Source organism: Streptomyces sp. NBC_01478, from assembly GCF_036227225.1.
Lineage (GTDB): Bacteria > Actinomycetota > Actinomycetes > Streptomycetales > Streptomycetaceae > Streptomyces.
On the sequence record NZ_CP109444.1, the window covers coordinates 9,716,327 to 9,732,219 of the forward strand.

The 15,893-nt window shown below is 68.9% G+C and carries 12 protein-coding genes; 4 read left to right on the plus strand and 8 right to left on the minus strand.

The features are described 5' to 3' along the window. The first annotated feature begins 106 nt into the window (after window positions 1-106). The 4 genes from OG223_RS43430 to OG223_RS43445 all read left to right on the plus strand — a co-directional run bounded on the left by OG223_RS43430 (window position 107) and on the right by OG223_RS43445 (window position 4,144). Entirely contained in the window at window positions 107-1,024 is a 918-nt protein-coding gene (locus tag OG223_RS43430; protein WP_329261462.1) for an SDR family NAD(P)-dependent oxidoreductase, read from the plus strand. Beyond that, the gene (locus tag OG223_RS43435; protein ID WP_329261465.1) at window positions 1,024-1,893 is read left to right on the plus strand and encodes an amidohydrolase family protein; all 870 of its coding nucleotides are present in this window, start codon (window positions 1,024-1,026) and stop codon (window positions 1,891-1,893) included. The genes OG223_RS43430 and OG223_RS43435 overlap by 1 nt, the downstream gene beginning before the upstream one ends. Window positions 1,894-2,170: 277 nt before the next feature. After that, the gene (locus OG223_RS43440) at window positions 2,171-3,637 is read left to right on the plus strand and encodes an acyl-CoA synthetase (protein ID WP_329265787.1); all 1,467 of its coding nucleotides are present in this window, start codon (window positions 2,171-2,173) and stop codon (window positions 3,635-3,637) included. Window positions 3,638-3,682: 45 nt separating this feature from the next. Beyond that, on the plus strand, window positions 3,683-4,144 hold the full coding sequence (locus OG223_RS43445; protein WP_329261467.1) for a MaoC family dehydratase: 462 nt from the start codon (window positions 3,683-3,685) through the stop codon (window positions 4,142-4,144). Between the two features lie 69 nt (window positions 4,145-4,213). Here the strand turns inward: OG223_RS43445 and OG223_RS43450 are convergent, their stop codons facing one another. The 8 genes from OG223_RS43450 to OG223_RS43485 all read right to left on the minus strand — a co-directional run bounded on the left by OG223_RS43450 (window position 4,214) and on the right by OG223_RS43485 (window position 15,860). Further along, the gene (locus OG223_RS43450) at window positions 4,214-5,053 is read right to left on the minus strand and encodes a hypothetical protein (RefSeq protein WP_329261470.1); all 840 of its coding nucleotides are present in this window, start codon (window positions 5,051-5,053) and stop codon (window positions 4,214-4,216) included. Further along, a complete protein-coding gene (locus OG223_RS43455; RefSeq protein WP_329261473.1) occupies window positions 5,053-6,726 on the minus strand; it encodes a PHP domain-containing protein in 1,674 nt (557 codons plus the stop codon). The genes OG223_RS43450 and OG223_RS43455 overlap by 1 nt, the downstream gene beginning before the upstream one ends. A 43-nt stretch (window positions 6,727-6,769) precedes the next feature. Further along, on the minus strand, window positions 6,770-8,611 hold the full coding sequence (locus tag OG223_RS43460) for a LamG-like jellyroll fold domain-containing protein (protein ID WP_329261476.1): 1,842 nt from the start codon (window positions 8,609-8,611) through the stop codon (window positions 6,770-6,772). A gap of 53 nt (window positions 8,612-8,664) precedes the next feature. Next, complete coding sequence (locus OG223_RS43465; RefSeq protein WP_329261479.1) at window positions 8,665-11,625, minus strand: glycoside hydrolase family 2 TIM barrel-domain containing protein; 2,961 nt, start codon at window positions 11,623-11,625, stop codon at window positions 8,665-8,667. Further along, on the minus strand, window positions 11,625-12,488 hold the full coding sequence (locus tag OG223_RS43470) for a carbohydrate ABC transporter permease (RefSeq protein WP_329261482.1): 864 nt from the start codon (window positions 12,486-12,488) through the stop codon (window positions 11,625-11,627). The genes OG223_RS43465 and OG223_RS43470 overlap by 1 nt, the downstream gene beginning before the upstream one ends. Before the next feature lie 13 nt (window positions 12,489-12,501). Then, window positions 12,502-13,461, minus strand: a complete 960-nt coding sequence (locus OG223_RS43475; protein WP_329261485.1) for a carbohydrate ABC transporter permease — start codon at window positions 13,459-13,461, stop codon at window positions 12,502-12,504. Further along, entirely contained in the window at window positions 13,461-14,747 is a 1,287-nt protein-coding gene (locus OG223_RS43480; protein ID WP_329261488.1) for an ABC transporter substrate-binding protein, read from the minus strand. The genes OG223_RS43475 and OG223_RS43480 overlap by 1 nt, the downstream gene beginning before the upstream one ends. 96 nt (window positions 14,748-14,843) lie before the next feature. Next, window positions 14,844-15,860 carry a carbohydrate kinase family protein gene (locus tag OG223_RS43485; protein WP_329261491.1) on the minus strand — a complete coding sequence of 339 codons (1,017 nt, stop codon included), beginning with the start codon at window positions 15,858-15,860 and terminating at the stop codon, window positions 14,844-14,846. Window positions 15,861-15,893: the final 33 nt, after the last annotated feature.

Consider the following 15,893-nt stretch of genomic DNA (forward strand, 5'->3'; position numbering starts at 1 on the left):
CTCGAAGCCGCACCGGTGCCGTTCGCAGTCTTCGCAGTCCTCGTGGACTTCGCGGTCACGGTCCCGGTGTGTCGTACCGCAGCCTCGTCTTGTGAAGGGACCGCTCGTGCCCAGCATCGATCTGACCGGCAAGGTCGCCGTCGTCACCGGCAGCGGCCGGGGCCTCGGCCTCGCCTACGCGCACGCCCTGGCCGCCCACGGCGCGTCCGTGGTCGTCAACGACATCGACGACGCGGTGGCCGAGCAGGCCGTGAAGGCCATCACCGAGGCGGGCGGCACCGCCGTCGCCGAGGTGGTCCCGGTCGGTACGACCGAGGCCGCCGAGCGGCTGGTGAACCGGGCCGTCGAGGAGTTCGGACGGCTCGACATCCTGGTCACCAACGCCGGCATCCTGCGCGACAAGGTGCTGTGGAAGATGACCGACGAGGACTTCGACGCGGTGATCACCACCCACCTCAGGGGCACCTTCACCTGCGCCCGCGCCGCCGCCGTACGGATGCGCGAGCAGGGCGAGGGCGGCAGCCTGATCCTGGTCGGCTCGCCGGCCGGCCAGCGCGGCAACTTCGGCCAGACGAACTACTCGGCGGCGAAGGCGGGGATCGCGGCCTTCGCCCGTACCTGGTCGATGGAACTGGGCCGCGCCGGCATCACCGTCAACGCGATCGTCCCGGTCGCCGCGACCGCGATGACCGAGACGATCCCCGCGTTCGCCCCGTACATCGAGGCCATGCGGAGCGGCGACCCGTTGCCCGACTTCCTCCGCAAGGGCGAGGGCTTCGGCACCCCCGAGGACTGCGCCGCCCTCGTCCCCTTCCTCGCCTCCGGGGCCGCGCGCTCCATCACCGGCCAGGCCATCGGCATCGGCGGCGACAAGGTGGCACTCTGGTCCCACCCGCAGGAGATCAGCGCCGCCTACGCCGACGGCGGCTGGACCCCCGACACCCTGGCCGACGCGTTCCCCACCTCGGTCGGCGCCGAACTCCAGTCGGTCGGCATCCCCGCACCGAAGCTGCCGGAGGCGTGATGGACCTGAGTGACCTCGTCGCGATCGACGTCCACACCCACGCGGAGGTGTCCTCCAAGGGCCACTCCTCCCTGGACGACGACCTCCACGACGCCTCCTCGGCCTACTTCAAGGTCGAGGGCAAGCGGAAACCGACCCTGGAGGAGACCGCCGCGTACTACCGCGAACGGAAGATGGCCGCCGTCATCTTCACGGTCGACGCCGAGTCCGCGACCGGCACCGAACCCGTCCCGAACGAGGAGGTCGCCGAGGCCGCCGGCGCCAACGCGGACGTGCTCATCCCCTTCGCGTCCATCGACCCGTTCCGGGGCCGAGCGGGCGTGAAGCAGGCCCGGCGGCTGGTCGAGGAGTACGGGGTCAAGGGCTTCAAGTTCCACCCCAACATCCAGGGCTTCTTCCCCAACGACCGGGCCGTGGCCTACGACCTGTACGAGGTCATCGAGGAGACGGGCACCATCGCCCTCTTCCACACGGGCCAGACCGGTATCGGCGCGGGAGTGCCGGGCGGGGGCGGCATCCGCCTCAAGTACTCCAACCCCCTGCACGTGGACGACGTCGCCGCCGACTTTCCCCACCTCAAGATCATCCTGGCGCACCCGTCCTTCCCCTGGCAGGACGAGGCCCTCGCCGTCGCCACGCACAAACCGGGCGTCCACATCGACCTGTCCGGCTGGTCGCCGAAGTACTTCCCGCCGCAACTGGTGCAGTACGCCAACACCCTCCTCAAGGACAAGGTCCTCTTCGGCTCCGACTACCCCGTCCTCACCCCGGACCGCTGGCTCGCCGACTTCGAGAAACTGCCGATCAAGGACGAGGTCAAGCCGAAGATCCTCAAGGAGAACGCCGCCCGCCTCCTCGGACTGACGTAAGGGGCCCCGGATGCGCAACGAGGGACTGGGCTCCTGGCCCGCACGCCGAGCCCGCAAGACCCCACACCGCACGGCTTTGGTCTACGGCGGATCGTCTGCGGTCGGCGGTGGATCGTCGACGGTTGCCGGTGGTTCGTCGGCCGGTCACGGTACTTCGTCGACAGTCGCCGGTGGTTCGTCGACGGACCGCGGTAGTTCGCCGACGGGCGGCAGCGGACCGTCGACGGGCAGCGGCGGTTTGTCGACAGACGACAGCGGACGGTTGGCGGAGCGCGGTATTTCGTCGACGGAAGTCAGTAGTTCGTCGACAGCCCACACCGGTTCGTCGATGGACTACGGCACCTTGCACACACGCACCACTCGCCTCGCCCACGCCCTACGCGCCCGTGGCCTCCGCCGCGGCGACCGCATCGCCTACCTCGGCCCCAACCACCCCTCCTACCTGGAGACCCTGTTCGCGGCCGGCATCCTCGGCGCGGTCTTCGTCCCCCTCAACACCCGCCTCGTCGGCCCCGAGATCGCCCACCAACTCACCGACTCCGGCGCCAGGATCCTCGTCTACGGCCCGACGCACGCCGGTCTCGTCGCCGGACTGCCGGGCAGCACCGACGTACGGGTCTACATCGAAGTCGGCCCGGAATACGAGGAGTTGATCGACGCCGCCGCCACCGAGCCGATCGACGAGCCCGTGACGGCCGACGACACCTGCATCATCATGTACACCTCGGGCACGACCGGCCGCCCCAAGGGCGCCATGCTCACCCACGGCAACCTGGCCTGGAACGCGATCAACGTCCTCGTCGACACCGATCTGATCGCCGACGAACGGGCCCTGGTCTCCGCCCCGTTGTTCCACACGGCCGGCCTGAACATGCTCACCCTGCCGGTCCTGCTCAAGGGCGGCACCTGCGTCCTGGTCGAGGCCTTCGACCCGGCGGCCACCTTCGACCTCATCGAACGGCACCGGATCACCTTCATGTTCGGGGTCCCGACGATGTTCGACCAACTGGCCCGGCACCCCCGCTGGCCCGACGCCGACCTGTCCTCGCTGCGCATCCTCACCTGTGGCGGCTCCCCGGTCCCGTCCCCGCTGATCGCCGCGTACCAGAAGCGCGGGCTGACCTTCCTCCAGGGCTACGGCATGACGGAGGCATCGCCCGGAACCCTGTTCCTGGACGCCGAACACGCGGTGAGCAAGGCGGGCTCGGCGGGCGTCCCGCACTTCTTCAGCGACGTACGGGTCGTACGGCCGGACCTCACCCCCGCCGACGTCGGCGAGACCGGCGAGGTCGTGGTGCGTGGGCCCCATGTCATGCCCGGTTATTGGGGGTTGCCCGAGGAGACGGCCGCGGTCTTCGCCGACGGCTGGTTCCGCAGCGGGGACGCGGCACGGACCGACGAGGACGGGTACGTGTACATCGTCGACCGTATGAAGGACATGATCATCTCCGGTGGGGAGAACATCTATCCCGCCGAGATCGAGGACCTGCTCCTCGCCCATCCCGACATCGTCGAGTGCGCGGTCATCGGTGTCCCGGACGACAAGTGGGGCGAGGTGCCGCGCGCGGTCGTCGTGCCCCGCGAGGGTGCCACGCCGGACCCCGACGAGGTGCTCGCGTCGCTGGCCGGCCGGCTCGCCAAGTACAAGATCCCCAAGTCGATGGTGGTCGCGGACGAACTCCCGCGCACGGCCTCCGGCAAGCTCCTCAAGTCCCGGGTGCGCAAGCGCTTCGGCAACCAGTAGACAGCCACTGGGCGACCAGTAACTCCCGTTAGGAACAGGCTACTTATGACCACCACCATCACCGTCAACGGCCTCGACGAACTCAAGAAGCTCGCCGGCAGCGACCTCGGCACCAGCGAGTGGATCGAGGTCACCCAGGAACGCGTCAACACCTTCGCCGACGCGACGGGCGACCACCAGTGGATCCACGTCGACCCGGAGAAGGCCGCGGCGGGCCCCTTCGGCGCGCCCATCGCACACGGCTATCTGACGCTCTCCCTCTTCATCCCGCTCTTCACCGAGCTGCTGGACGTCGAGGGCGTGTCCACGAAGGTCAACTACGGCCTGAACAAGGTGCGTTTCCCCGCACCGGTCAAGGTGGGGTCGCGGATCCGGCTCGTCGCCAAGCTCGCCTCGGTAGAGGACGTACCGGGCGGGGTGCAGGTCGCCGTCGACGGGACGATAGAGATCGACGGCGGGCCGAAGCCCGCCGCCGTCCTGCAGAGCCTCTCGCGGTTCTACGCCTGAGCGACCCTCAGGGCTTCTGCTGACTGTCTACAGTCGCCCGTGTACTGCCGCCCGCCTACCGCTGTCTGTCTACTGCTGCTTGTACGAGTAGACGCTGGTCGACACCACACACACGCCCGGCTGCACGACCTCGGCACGCAACGTCCCGCTGTTCACGTCGTAGTCGATGCCCTCGGCCTCGAACGTGCCCGTGCAGATACTGCGCGCCGGCAGCGCGAACAGGCTCGTCACCGTGCCGGTGACCGGCTGCCCGTCCAGCTTGTGCGGCAGGTCGACCTGGAGCAGCGGGCGGATCTCGGGGAACTTGGTCCCCGACGCGTCGTCCGAGACACACACCAGGCGGGTGTCCGTCACGAAGTCGCAGCCCTGGATGTCGTTCACCGTCTTGTCCAGGGTGATCTGCCCGGCCTGCGGCAGCGCCCCGCCCGTCGCCGGAGTGGACGGGTTGAGCAGGGGAGTGGGGAAGACCTGGAGTCTGGACTGGTCGCCCCACTCGCCCGACACCATCCACTGCGTGTCCGGCGAGATCGCGTCGAACGAGTTGTTGATCTTCTCGCCCGAGTCCAGCGTGTGGACGTACGAGTAGCGCGTCCCGGACGGCGTGGTGACCGCGTACATCTTGGACGTGGCCGTGTCGGCGCCCTGGTAGGCGTCGAAGACGTAGCCGTTCGCGATGTCCGGGTCGCCGATGTGGTTCCAGCCCTGGATGCGCAGATCCACCGGAATGGACGCCGGCCCGCGGTACAGCAGCGAGCCGTCCGCCTGGCTGGCGACACCCTCGCCGCCGCCGAGACTGCCGGTGTAGGCCGTGCCGGTCTCCACCCAGGTGGTCGCGGCGGCCGAGGAGGTGCTCACGCCGAGCGTGAGAGCACCCAATAAGGCGGCGAGGACAGTGAGTTGACGCTTCATCAGTTACCTGCCAGGTCGACGAAGATGGGGTTGGAATAGAACCATGTGTCGGCCCACGGGTCACCGTTTCCGGGCTCGTGGGGGATCGGGCCGTGCGGATCGACGGAGGCGCCGAGGTAGCCCGCGCCGTGCCGCTCGCCGTCGCTGCCGCGCAGCCGCAGGTAGAAGGACTCGTCCCCGGCGGTCACCGGGACGCGCAGCGTGTACGTCCCCTTGCGGCCGCTCACGTCCGCCGTCCGCACGACCTTCGTGTCCGGCGCCCGCCACGCGTCCCGGTCGGACACCGCACCGCGCACCGCACCCCGGATCACGTCCACATGCGCCAACTCGGGCAGAATTCCCTGGGCGTTGGGCCGCGAGGCGGTCGTCACGGTGATGTTCAGCGTGAGCCTGTCGCCCTTGCGGACCCGCAGCCGGCCGCCCAGCGTGACGCCCTGGCCGTGGTCGCAGTCCCGCTTCAGACGGACGTCGAGCCCGTCCAGCAGATGCCCGTGGTCGACCCAGACCCGGCCCGCGCGCATCCCCGCCATCACCGCGCCGTAGCCGTAGCGGGTCACGCCGACGTGCGTGCGGCTGAACTCGCCGGGCCAGAAGTCGCTGCCGGGCTGCGGGGTGCCGGTCTGCACCGGGTCGGGCAGCTTGCCGGTGTTGTCGAAGTTCTGCCCCTCGGGCCAGGCACCGTTGGCCCAAGTGTCGTAGACCGTACGGTGGTTGTCGGAGTTGGTGGTGATCGAGAACAGCCGGCCCTCGGCCAGCATCGAGTCCCACAGCCCGCCGACGGTCGCCGTCGCCCAGTCGAAACCGCCGTACGTCACATACGCTTCCGCCGGATAGCCCGCCCAGGACTGCGCCGACGGCTTGTTCTCGTACTCGCCCCGGATCGACGTCGCACCACGCCAGCCGGGGAGCGCCGCGCCCTGCGCGCCGGGTGCGCCCTCCATGCCGATCATGATCTCGGGGGCCGCGTCCCGCCAGGCGCGCATCTCGTGCGGGGAGTCGATGCCCAGGCGCAGCGGGTGGTTGGCGAGCACGAGGACGTCGTCCACGTAGCCCGAACGGCGCTGCTCCGCCAGCCACTTGATGGCCTTCACGGCATGGGCCTCGTTGCGTGGGGTGTCCGTGGCGCCGGCCGAGCCCTCGGTGTAGCCCAGCAGCTTGCCGTCGTAGGCGAGTTCGAACTGCGTGAGCAGATCCACCTCGTGCCGGCCGGGCGTGGCGAACACCGTGCAGTGCTCGGCGGCCGGGATGTACCACTCCAGGCCCTGGAAGATGAGCTGGCGGGGGTTCTCGGCGCGTGCCTTGAGGATCTCGGCGTGCTCCAACTGGGCGCCGTAGGAGGCGTGTCCGAAGTTGGAGTGCTCGTTGAACACCATCCAGTCGAGGCCGTACTTCGCGGCGGCCTTCGCCTGCTGGGAGAACGTGTACTTGGCGTCGTGGCTGTACACGGAGTGCACGTGGTGGTCGCCGACTAGGTAGGCGAGGTGCGGATCGTTGCCGCCGTAGCCCCGGCCCGCCGCCGAGGCGGACGTGGCGAGCGGTCCCGCGCCGAGGGTGAACGCGGCGCCGAACAGGCCCGCGCGGCGCAGGAGTTGGCGTCGGGAGACACCTTGCGCGTCGAGGGCGGCGGGGGAGACGGACGGGTCGGCCCAGGTGGGCAGTTGCTGCTCGGTCATGATCTTCGGGAGTCCTCTGGAGGGCAGTCAGCGGTTCATGAACTCAGTGGGTCATGAAGGAGGTCACGGGCAGCGCCCGGGAGACGATCCGGACGTCGCCGAGGCGGCCGTGCAGGATCTGGTCGATCTTGTCCGCGTACTCGTATCCGCCGAGCAGCCACGGCTGTCCGGAGGAGGCGATGCCGATCGCGGGGGCGTGCGGGTTGCGGGCCACCGGGCAGCCCTGGACGTACATCGTGGTGTGCCGTCCGTCGTTGACCACGGCGAGGTGCCACCAGATCTCGGGGTCGGTCTCGTCGCCCCAGTTGGTGGCCAATTGCTGCTGGTTGAGGGGATGCATCGCCCACTGCGGGCCCGGGCCGTCGGAGAGGGACAGGGTGGCGAGGGGCTCGTCGGGGTCGTCCGTCACCGTGCCGACGGAACCGTTGCGGCCGGTGCGGCTGACCAGACCGGCCCAGGCGTTGTGCGAGGCGTTCCAGTCGGCGGGCAGCCAGTAGAACGCCTCGATGGTGTAACCGTCTTTGAACGTCGCCGAGTTGAGCGGCGCACCGTCGACGGTCCGCAGGTATGCGCCCTTCAACGGGGACTTGTAGCCCGTGAACTCCAGGCTGCCGTGGCCCGGTTGGTCGGGGTGGTGGTCGGCCGACCAGCCGAGGGTGCCGCCGTTCACGGAGACCACGGTGAGGTCGTTGCCGCGGCCGGACAGGTCACGGACGGTGCCGGAGACCGGGGACTCGAAGCGCCAGTAGGCGGCCGTGCCCGGGATCAGCATCTTCGACGCGGGACGCGCCGGGCGGACCGGCACCGGGTCGAAGCCGGCGAAGCGGTCCGCGAAGTCGATGTCGACGGAGAACCGGTCGGCGTCGCCGCTGAGTTCGATCTCCTGCCGCTCCAGCTCGTTGAGGCCCTTCGCCGCCCGGCCCAGGATCCACGGCGACACCGTCTCCACGTCGATGACGTCGCGGTTCAGGTCGAAGTGGTAAAGGCGGATCATCGCCGCGCCGCCGAAGTATCGGTTCTGATAGTTCGTCAGGTGCAGGTGGACGTCGTTGCCCGCCGCGTTCTTGCGGGTCGCCCGGCCGGCGGGCCAGTAGTGGCCGTTCAGGGTCAGGAAGATCTGGTCGTGGTCCGCGATGAGCTGGTCCCACAGCTGCTGCCCGTAGTCCGACAACGTGTCGTCGTCCACGACCAGTTCGTGCGTGGTGAGGATGACCGGCGTCTTCGGATGCTTGGCTATGACGTCCCTCGCCCAGGCGTAGCCCTGCGCCGACAGCCGCCAGTCCAGCGCCAGTACGAGCCACTCCCGTCCGGCAGCCTTGAACACGTGGTACGTGTTGTAGCCGTCGGAAGAGGCGCCGCCGAACGTGGACTTGTTCTTGAAGCGCTGCGGGCCGAACGCGTCCAGGTAGGGCGACGTGCCGCGCTGGTCGTCCGTCGACGACTTGATGTCGTGGTTGCCGGCCAGCACGCTGTAGCCGACGCCCCGCCGGTCCAGCAGCCTGAACGCCTCCCCGATCGCGGCGAATTCGGGCTTCGCGCCGTTCTGCGTCAGGTCGCCCAGGTGGGACAGGAAGACGATGTTCTCGTCCTTGCCGTGCTCCAGCAGATAGCGCAGCGAGGCCTCGATCGGCGCCTTGTCGATGCTCGGTCCGTCGAAGAGGTACTGGGTGTCCGGCATCACGGCGAGCGTGAAGCGCCGGCTGTCGGTGTCGGGCCGCCAACTCGGGGTCGCCGGGGCCGCTTCGGCGGTGGCCGGCAGTGCGACACCGGCCGTGGCGGCGGCGCCGAGCAGGGCCGTCGCCCGGAGGAAACTGCGCCGTCCGGCGCCGGCCTGGGCCGTCTCGCACTGATCGTGCTCATACTCGTGCTCATGCGAAGTGCACATGTGGTGCTCCGTACAGGGTGAGTGCTCGTGAAAGCTGCTGAGAACTGGGGAGTTCAGAGAACGCGCAGGGTCCAGCTCCAGCGATGGACACCCGGTGCGACGAGATACTGCGGTGTGGTGTCGGGCCCGCACGAAGCCGTGCCCAACCCCCGGTGCGCCGCGTCGAGTTGCACCACACAGGACGCGCGCGGCACCAGCTCGTCGTGATGCCGTACGGCGGTCAGGTCCTCGGCGCGATGGCGGGTCACCGAGACCTGGCGGGGCTCGTCGAGGTCGACCGTGAGACCGGTGGCGTCCGGCGCCGACAGCGTGAACCACCGCACCCCGTGCCGGCCACCGCTCTCCTGCGGCCGCAGATACGGAGTGAACAACTCGTCGACGGGGACCGCGTGATGGCCCACGGGCGCGCCCGTGCCGCGGTCGGGGTACGACTCCCACGGACCCCGGCCGAACCACTCCAGCAGATCAAGGCCCGGCACCGTCTCGAACACGGTGCCCACCCGGGCCACGTCGACGAACTCCTCGGGCAGCTCGGCCGATTCCTCGACCCGCACCCCGCCCTCCACCGGTGTGAACACCTGGCAGTGCCGGACCACACCGACCGCCCCGACGTACTCGGCGACCGTCGTCACCCTCCCCCAGCCTTCGGCCGGGGGGACCCCCATCTCGCTTCGCTCGCCGTCCCGCCGTACCGAGACGACCTTGCGGACCAGCGAGTCGAGCCCCCAGGTCCGCCAGCGCGCCGCCATGCCGCCCAACTCGTCGTTGTCGGTGGGCGCCCGCCACAGGGACAGGGTCGGGGCGACGGACAACAGCGGGTGGCGCAGCAGGCCCTCCCCGTCGACCTCGACCCGGCTGCCGCCGACCACCGGCACGGTCAAGGGAGTTGCCGCCCTCAGCCGTACCTGGGGCGTGCACACGTCCGTGCCGCGCGGCGCCCACGCCTGGTCCTCGGCCGTCGTCACGCGCAGCGTCAGCCAGGCCTCGCCGCCGTCCTCGGGCAGTTCGAACGGCAGCGGCACGGCCGCCGTCTCACCGGGGCACAGGGCGGGCAGTTCGGCCGGAGCGGTCAGCGTACGGCCGTCCGCGAGCGCCAACTCCCATGTGCCGGCGAGCCATTCGAGGCCGCGGAAGTGCTGGTGGTTGCCGAGGACGATGCCCTCGTGCCGGAAGCACTCGATGCGCAGCGGCGCCGCGATCTCCCGGTGCTCGAACATGACCGGCTTGGGCGTGCGGTCGGGAAACACCACGCCGTCCGCGATGAACGCGCCGTCGTGGATCGACTCGCCGAAGTCACCGCCGTACGCCCAGCGTTGACCGGGCGCGGCGACACCGTTGTCATAGAGTCCGGCGCCCGCGCGGCCGGTGGGTCTTCCGTCGCTCACACGCTGCAGGATTCCGTGGTCCCAGAACTCCCAGATGAAGCCGCCCTGAAGACCCGGGGTTGACTCGATGGCGGCCCAGTGGTCCGCCAGGGTCCCGTTGCTGTTGCCCATCGCGTGCGAGTACTCGCACTGGATCAACGGCTTGGTCTGCTCACCGGACAGCGCGTGCGCGACACAGTCCTCCAGCGGCGCGTACATCGGGCACGCGATGTCGGAGGCGAGGTCGGGATCGGCCCAGCCGCGCTTGGCGGCGCCCTCGTACTGGATCGGTCTGGTCGGATCGTGCCGGCGGACCCAACCTGCCGCCGCGTCGTGGTTCGCGCCGTAGTCGGACTCGTTGCCCAGCGACCAGACGATGACCGACGGGTGGTTCTTGTCCCGCAGCACCATCCGCGACACCCGGTCCACGAACGCGTTCAGATAGCGGGGGTCGTCGGCGATCTCGTGCGCGTGGTCGTGCGACTCGATGTCCGCCTCGTCGACGACATACAGACCGAGCTCGTCGGCGAGGTCGTAGAGCGCCGGGTCGTTCGGGTAGTGCGAGGTGCGGACCGCGTTGAACCCGAACCGCTTGAGCAGCACCAGGTCCGCACGCATGTCGTCGTACGACACCGTGCGGCCGGTCAGCGGATGGAAGTCGTGCCGATTGACGCCCCGGATGAACACGCGCTCGCCGTTGACGAGCAGATCCCGCCCGACGATCTCCACGTCACGGAACCCGATGCGTCGGTACGACGTGTCGGCGACCGTTCCGTCGGCGCGGTGCAGCCGGATCGTGAGGCCGTACAGCTCGGGTGTCTCGGCGTTCCAGGTGCGCACCTCGGGGACGGTGGCCAGGATACGGGCCTCGCCGAGGAAGTCGGAGACGCGGTCGTCCTCCGTGTTGAACCGGTCGAACTCCGTGTCCTGGGCCAGGAGTCGACCGTCCAGATCGCCGCTGATCCACCACCCGGCGGGCAGTGCGCCGGCCGCGTCCCGTACCTGGCAGTCGACTTGCAGCTCCCCGTCGTGCCCGGCCCGCACGGTCACGTCCGCGAGATGCAGCGGATCGGTCGCGTACAGCAGCACCGAGCGCGTGATGCCCCCGTGCCACCACTGGTCCTGGTCCTCGATGTGCGAGGAGTCCGACCACTTGACGACGGTCAGCCGTACGGTGGCCCGCGCGCCGGGACGTACGACGGCCGAGAGGTCGAACTCGGCGGCGAGATGGGAGTCCTTGGAGATGCCGACGGGCCGCCCGTCCACGTGCACGAGCAGCACGCTCTCGGCGGCCCCGACCTGGAGCACGATCCGCCGCCCGGCCCAGTCGGCCGGGACGTCGATCTCCCGCTCGTACACACCCGTCGGATTGTCGGCGGGAGACAGTGGAGGGAATTCCGCATACGGCATACGGACGTTCGTGTACTGCGGAAGGTCGTCCGTATCCTGCATGGTCCATACGCCCGGCACGTATGCGGACGACCAGGTGTCCGCGAGCGCGGCGTCGGGTGCCGGCAGCAACTGGAAGCGCCAGTCCCCGTCCAGGGAGACCGCATCCGCGCGGCGGTCGACGGCGGACATGGGCAACCGCCCCCAGGAGGTCACCTCGGGTGACTCCCAGGGGCGGAGCGCGAAGAGCGGGTCGGTCATCAGCGGATGGCTCCCTTGCCGAGGTCGCCGATGATCTGCTTGGCGCCGACCGCGAACACGATCAGCAGCGGGACGAGGGCGAGCAGCGCGCCGGTCATGACCATTCCGTAGTCGGTGGTGCCGTGGGTGCCGTTGAGCTGGGACAGGGCCACCTGGAGGGTGACGTTGTTCGGGTTGGTGAGGGCGATCAGGGGCCAGGCGTAGTCGTTCCACTGGCCCATGAAGGTGAAGATGCCGAGGAAGGCGAGGCCCGGGCGGACCACCGGGAGGGCCACGTGCCAGTACTGGCGCAGGAAGCTCGCGCCGTCGATGCGGGAGGCGTCGAGGAGTTCGTCGTGGATCGCGCTCTTCATGTACTGGCGCATCCAGAAGATGCCGAACGCGTTGGCCGCCGCCGGCACGATCAGCGCGGTCATCGAGCCGATCCAGCCGAGCTTCGCCATGATGACGAACTGCGGGATGGCCGCGAGCTGCGCCGGCACCATGAAGATGACCATCAGCAGCGCGAACAGCACGTTCTTGCCCGGGAACCGGAACTTGGCGAAGACGAACGCGGCCAGCGAGTCGAAGAGCAGGACCAGGAAGGTCACCGACCCCGCCACGAGTACCGAGTTGAACATCGAGCCGAAGAAGTCGATGTTGTCGAAGAGGCTGCGCACGTTCTCCAGGAAGTGCGTGCCCGGCAGCAGCTTGGGCGGGTAGGAGAAGATCTCCGACGAGGTGTGCGTCGACATGATCACGGCCCAGTAGAACGGGAAGGCCGAGAGCAACACGCCCAGGATCAGGGAGACATGCAGGGCGATGCCGCGGCTCCGGGTGCCCCGGATGCCCTTCGGTCGCCGTGTGCCTTGAAGGAATGCCATGGTGACCGACTCCCTAGTCTTCGCCCCGGCGCTGCACCAGGCGCCAGTTGACGATGGAGAAGAGGATGACGACGAGGAAGATGCCCCAGGCCACGGCGGCGCCGTAACCGAAGTCGTTGTTGTCGAAGGTCTGTTGGAAGAAGTACAGGACCATCGTCTGGCCGGAGTGGCCCGGACCGCCCGCGAACGTCGAGTCGTTCGAGGTGTTCTGGAGCAGCACCTGTGGTTCGGAGAAGCTCTGCAGCCCGGTGACCGTCGAGATGACGAGCACGAACAGCAGCACCGGGCGCAGCATCGGCAGCGTGATCCGGAAGAAGGTCTGCACCGGTCCGGCGCCGTCCATCCGCGCCGCTTCGTACAGTTCGCTCGGGATGGTCTGCAGACCGGCGAGGAAGATGATCGCGTTGTAGCCGGTCCACTGCCAGGTCATCAGCGTCGCGATGGCGATCTTGATGCCCCACGGGGTGTTCAGCCAGGCGATCTGGTCGACGCCCACGGCCTGCAACAGGGCGTTCACCAGGCCGAAGTTGGTGGAGAACACCGAGCCGAAGACGATTGCGATCGCCACCACCGAGGTGACGTTCGGCAGGAAGTAGGCGAAGCGGTACACGTTCTTGAAGCGGACCGCCGAGTTGAGCATCACGGCCGTGACCATCGCCAGGAAGATCATGGGGAAGGTGGCCAGCGCCCAGATGATCAGGGTGTTGCCGACCGAGTTCCAGAAGTCGGTGTCGCTCAGCAGGTACTTGTACTGCGACAGACCCGCCCACTCCATCGAGCCGAGGCCGTCCCAGCGGTGGAGGGAGAGGTAGAACGAGAACCCGACGGGGATCAACCCGAAGCAGAGGAACAGCAGATAGAACGGGGAGATCGCGGCATACAGATGCCAGTACTTGCGGAACCCGCTCCTGGGCTGCGAGGAGGCGGACGAACTGTCCACGGCGGCAGGGGGCTTGTCCAGTGCGGTGGCCATCAGTAGCTCACCCCCAGGTGGTCCGCGATGCGCCGACACTTGCTCATGGCGTCACTCCAGGCCTTCTTGGGGTCCTTGCCGAGGACACCGACGTTCTTGATCTCGTCCTTGAGGGGCTGCCCGAGCGCGATGTCGAACGGGCTGTTGTAGGCGACCGTGATCTTCTGCGCGGCCGGGCCGAAGATCTCCATCGTGTCCTGGCCGCCGAAGAACGGGTCCGGCGCACGCAGCGTCTTCAGGTCGTACGAGGCGGGGGTGGAGGGGAACAGGCCGGCGTCGACGAATCCCTGGGCCTGGTTGGACGCGTTCATCATCCAGGTGATGATCCGGAAGGCCTGCTCGGGGTCGCGGCACGCCTTGGTGATCGAGAGGAACGAGCCGCCGTTGTTGGCCGGCCGCACCGGCATCTGGGCAACTCGCCATCGGCCCTTGGTCTTCGGTACGCCGGTCTTGATGTCACTGGTCGCCCAGGAAGCGCCCAGTTGACTGGGCAGCTTGCCGTCCTGTTCGGCCGACAACGCGTCCGGTGTGCCGCTGACCAGATCCGAGACGATCTTGCGCCGCTTGGCTTCCACCGCCAACGCCCAGGCGTTGCGCACGTGTTCCTGGTCGCCGATGAAGTGGCGGTCCTTGTCGACGTACCGTTTGGACCCCTGGTTCACCACGTTCTCGAAGACGCTGTTGACGTCGGTGACCAGAGACGTCCCGGGGATCCGCTTCCTGAGCTGCTCGCCCGCCGCGAAGAACTTCTCCCAGGTGTTCAACTCCTGGGAGACGTCGGCGGGTTCGTACGGCAGCCCCGCCTTGCGGAAGACGGCGAACTGGTAGAAGTGCGCCACCGGACCGCAGTCGATGGGGAAGCCGACCATCGTGCCGTCGTCGGCGATGCCCTGCTCCCACTTCCATGTCAGGTACTGGCTCTTGTACTTGTCCGCGCCGAGTGTCCTGAGGTCCACGAACTGGTCGGCGTTGGGCAGATAGGACGCCATGTCCTCGCCCTTGAGGCCGGCGATGTCGGGGATGTGGGCCTTGCCGGCCATCGTGGTGATCAGCTTGGACCGGTAGTAGCCGCCGATCTTGATCGCCTGGAGGTCGACCGTACTGTCGTAACGCGCCTTGGCGTTCTTGACGACCGTGTCGCCGAGGCCGCCGTCCCAGTACCACAGGACCATGTTCCGGCCGGTGGAACCGGTCGGAACGGCACAGCCGGACGCCAGGCCGCCGAGCGCCGTGGCCGCCGTACCGGCCAGGCCCGCACGGAGCAGGCCTCTTCGTGAGAGCCGCACAGCTCCCACCGCCTTTCGGATCTGTTCGATCTGTTCGGGTCGTGCATACGAGGGGCTCAAGTGGGGGGATTTGTAAGGGACTTGAGAGGTAGGGGGCTACAACCGTGCGGGGGGAGTGACCGGCGCGTACATCACGGGCGGCCCGGGGTCGGCCGGGATCCTGTCGACGAGGAAGCCGTATGCAGTCCGCAGTTCGGGATCGCGGACGGTATGCAGCCAACGGTCGACGCCGTACCAGCCGGGCGCCGCCAGCGCACCACCGTGGTGCTGGACCGACAGCCCGGCGGCGAGCACCGCGAACCGCAGCCGTTCCTCCAGCGGCCAGCCGCCGAGCGAGGCCGCGACGAAGCTCGCACCGAACACGTCACCGGCGCCCGTCGCGTCCAGGACATCGACGTCCAGGGCCGGGACCTCCGCGTACTCGCCGGTCGTCTGGTCGACGGCGATCGCCCCTTCCCCGCCCCGCGTGATCACCGCGACCGGCACCAGTTCGGTGAGGATGCCGAGCGCCGCGACCGCGCTGTCGGTGCGGGTGTAGGCCATCGCCTCGGTCTCGTTGGGGAGGAAGGCATGGCACAGGGCGAGCTGGTCGAGCAGGTCACGGGACCACTGCTCGGTGGGGTCCCAGCCGACGTCGGCGTAGATCTGCGTGCCGTTCGCGGAGGCCTTGGCGAGCCAGCCGCGCGGCTCGGCCTCCAGGTGCACCAACGCCGTCCGCGCCTCGGGCGGGTCGCCCATCAGCACGTCCTGCGAGTACGGCGGTTCCTGGCCGTGGGTGACCAGCGCCCGGTCGTCACCGTGCGCGAGCGAGACGGTGACGGGGGTGTGCCAGCCGTTCGCGGTGCGGGACAGGGAGAGGTCGACGCCCTCCTGGCCGGCGAGGACCTCGTGGCAGTACGCGCCGTAGAAGTCGTCGCCGAAGACCGTGGCCAGGGAGGTCTTCAGACCGAAGCGGGACGCGGCGACCGCGAGGTTCGCGATGCCGCCGGGGCCGCAGCCCATGCCGGCCGTCCAGATCTCCTCGCCCGGCGTCGGCGGCTGCCCCAGACCCGTGAGGACGAGGTCGTAGAAGAGCAGCCCGGTCAGCAGCACATCGGGCCGGGGGTCGTCCACGCGCGCATCCTCTCGTCGGCACGTCGTCTGGAG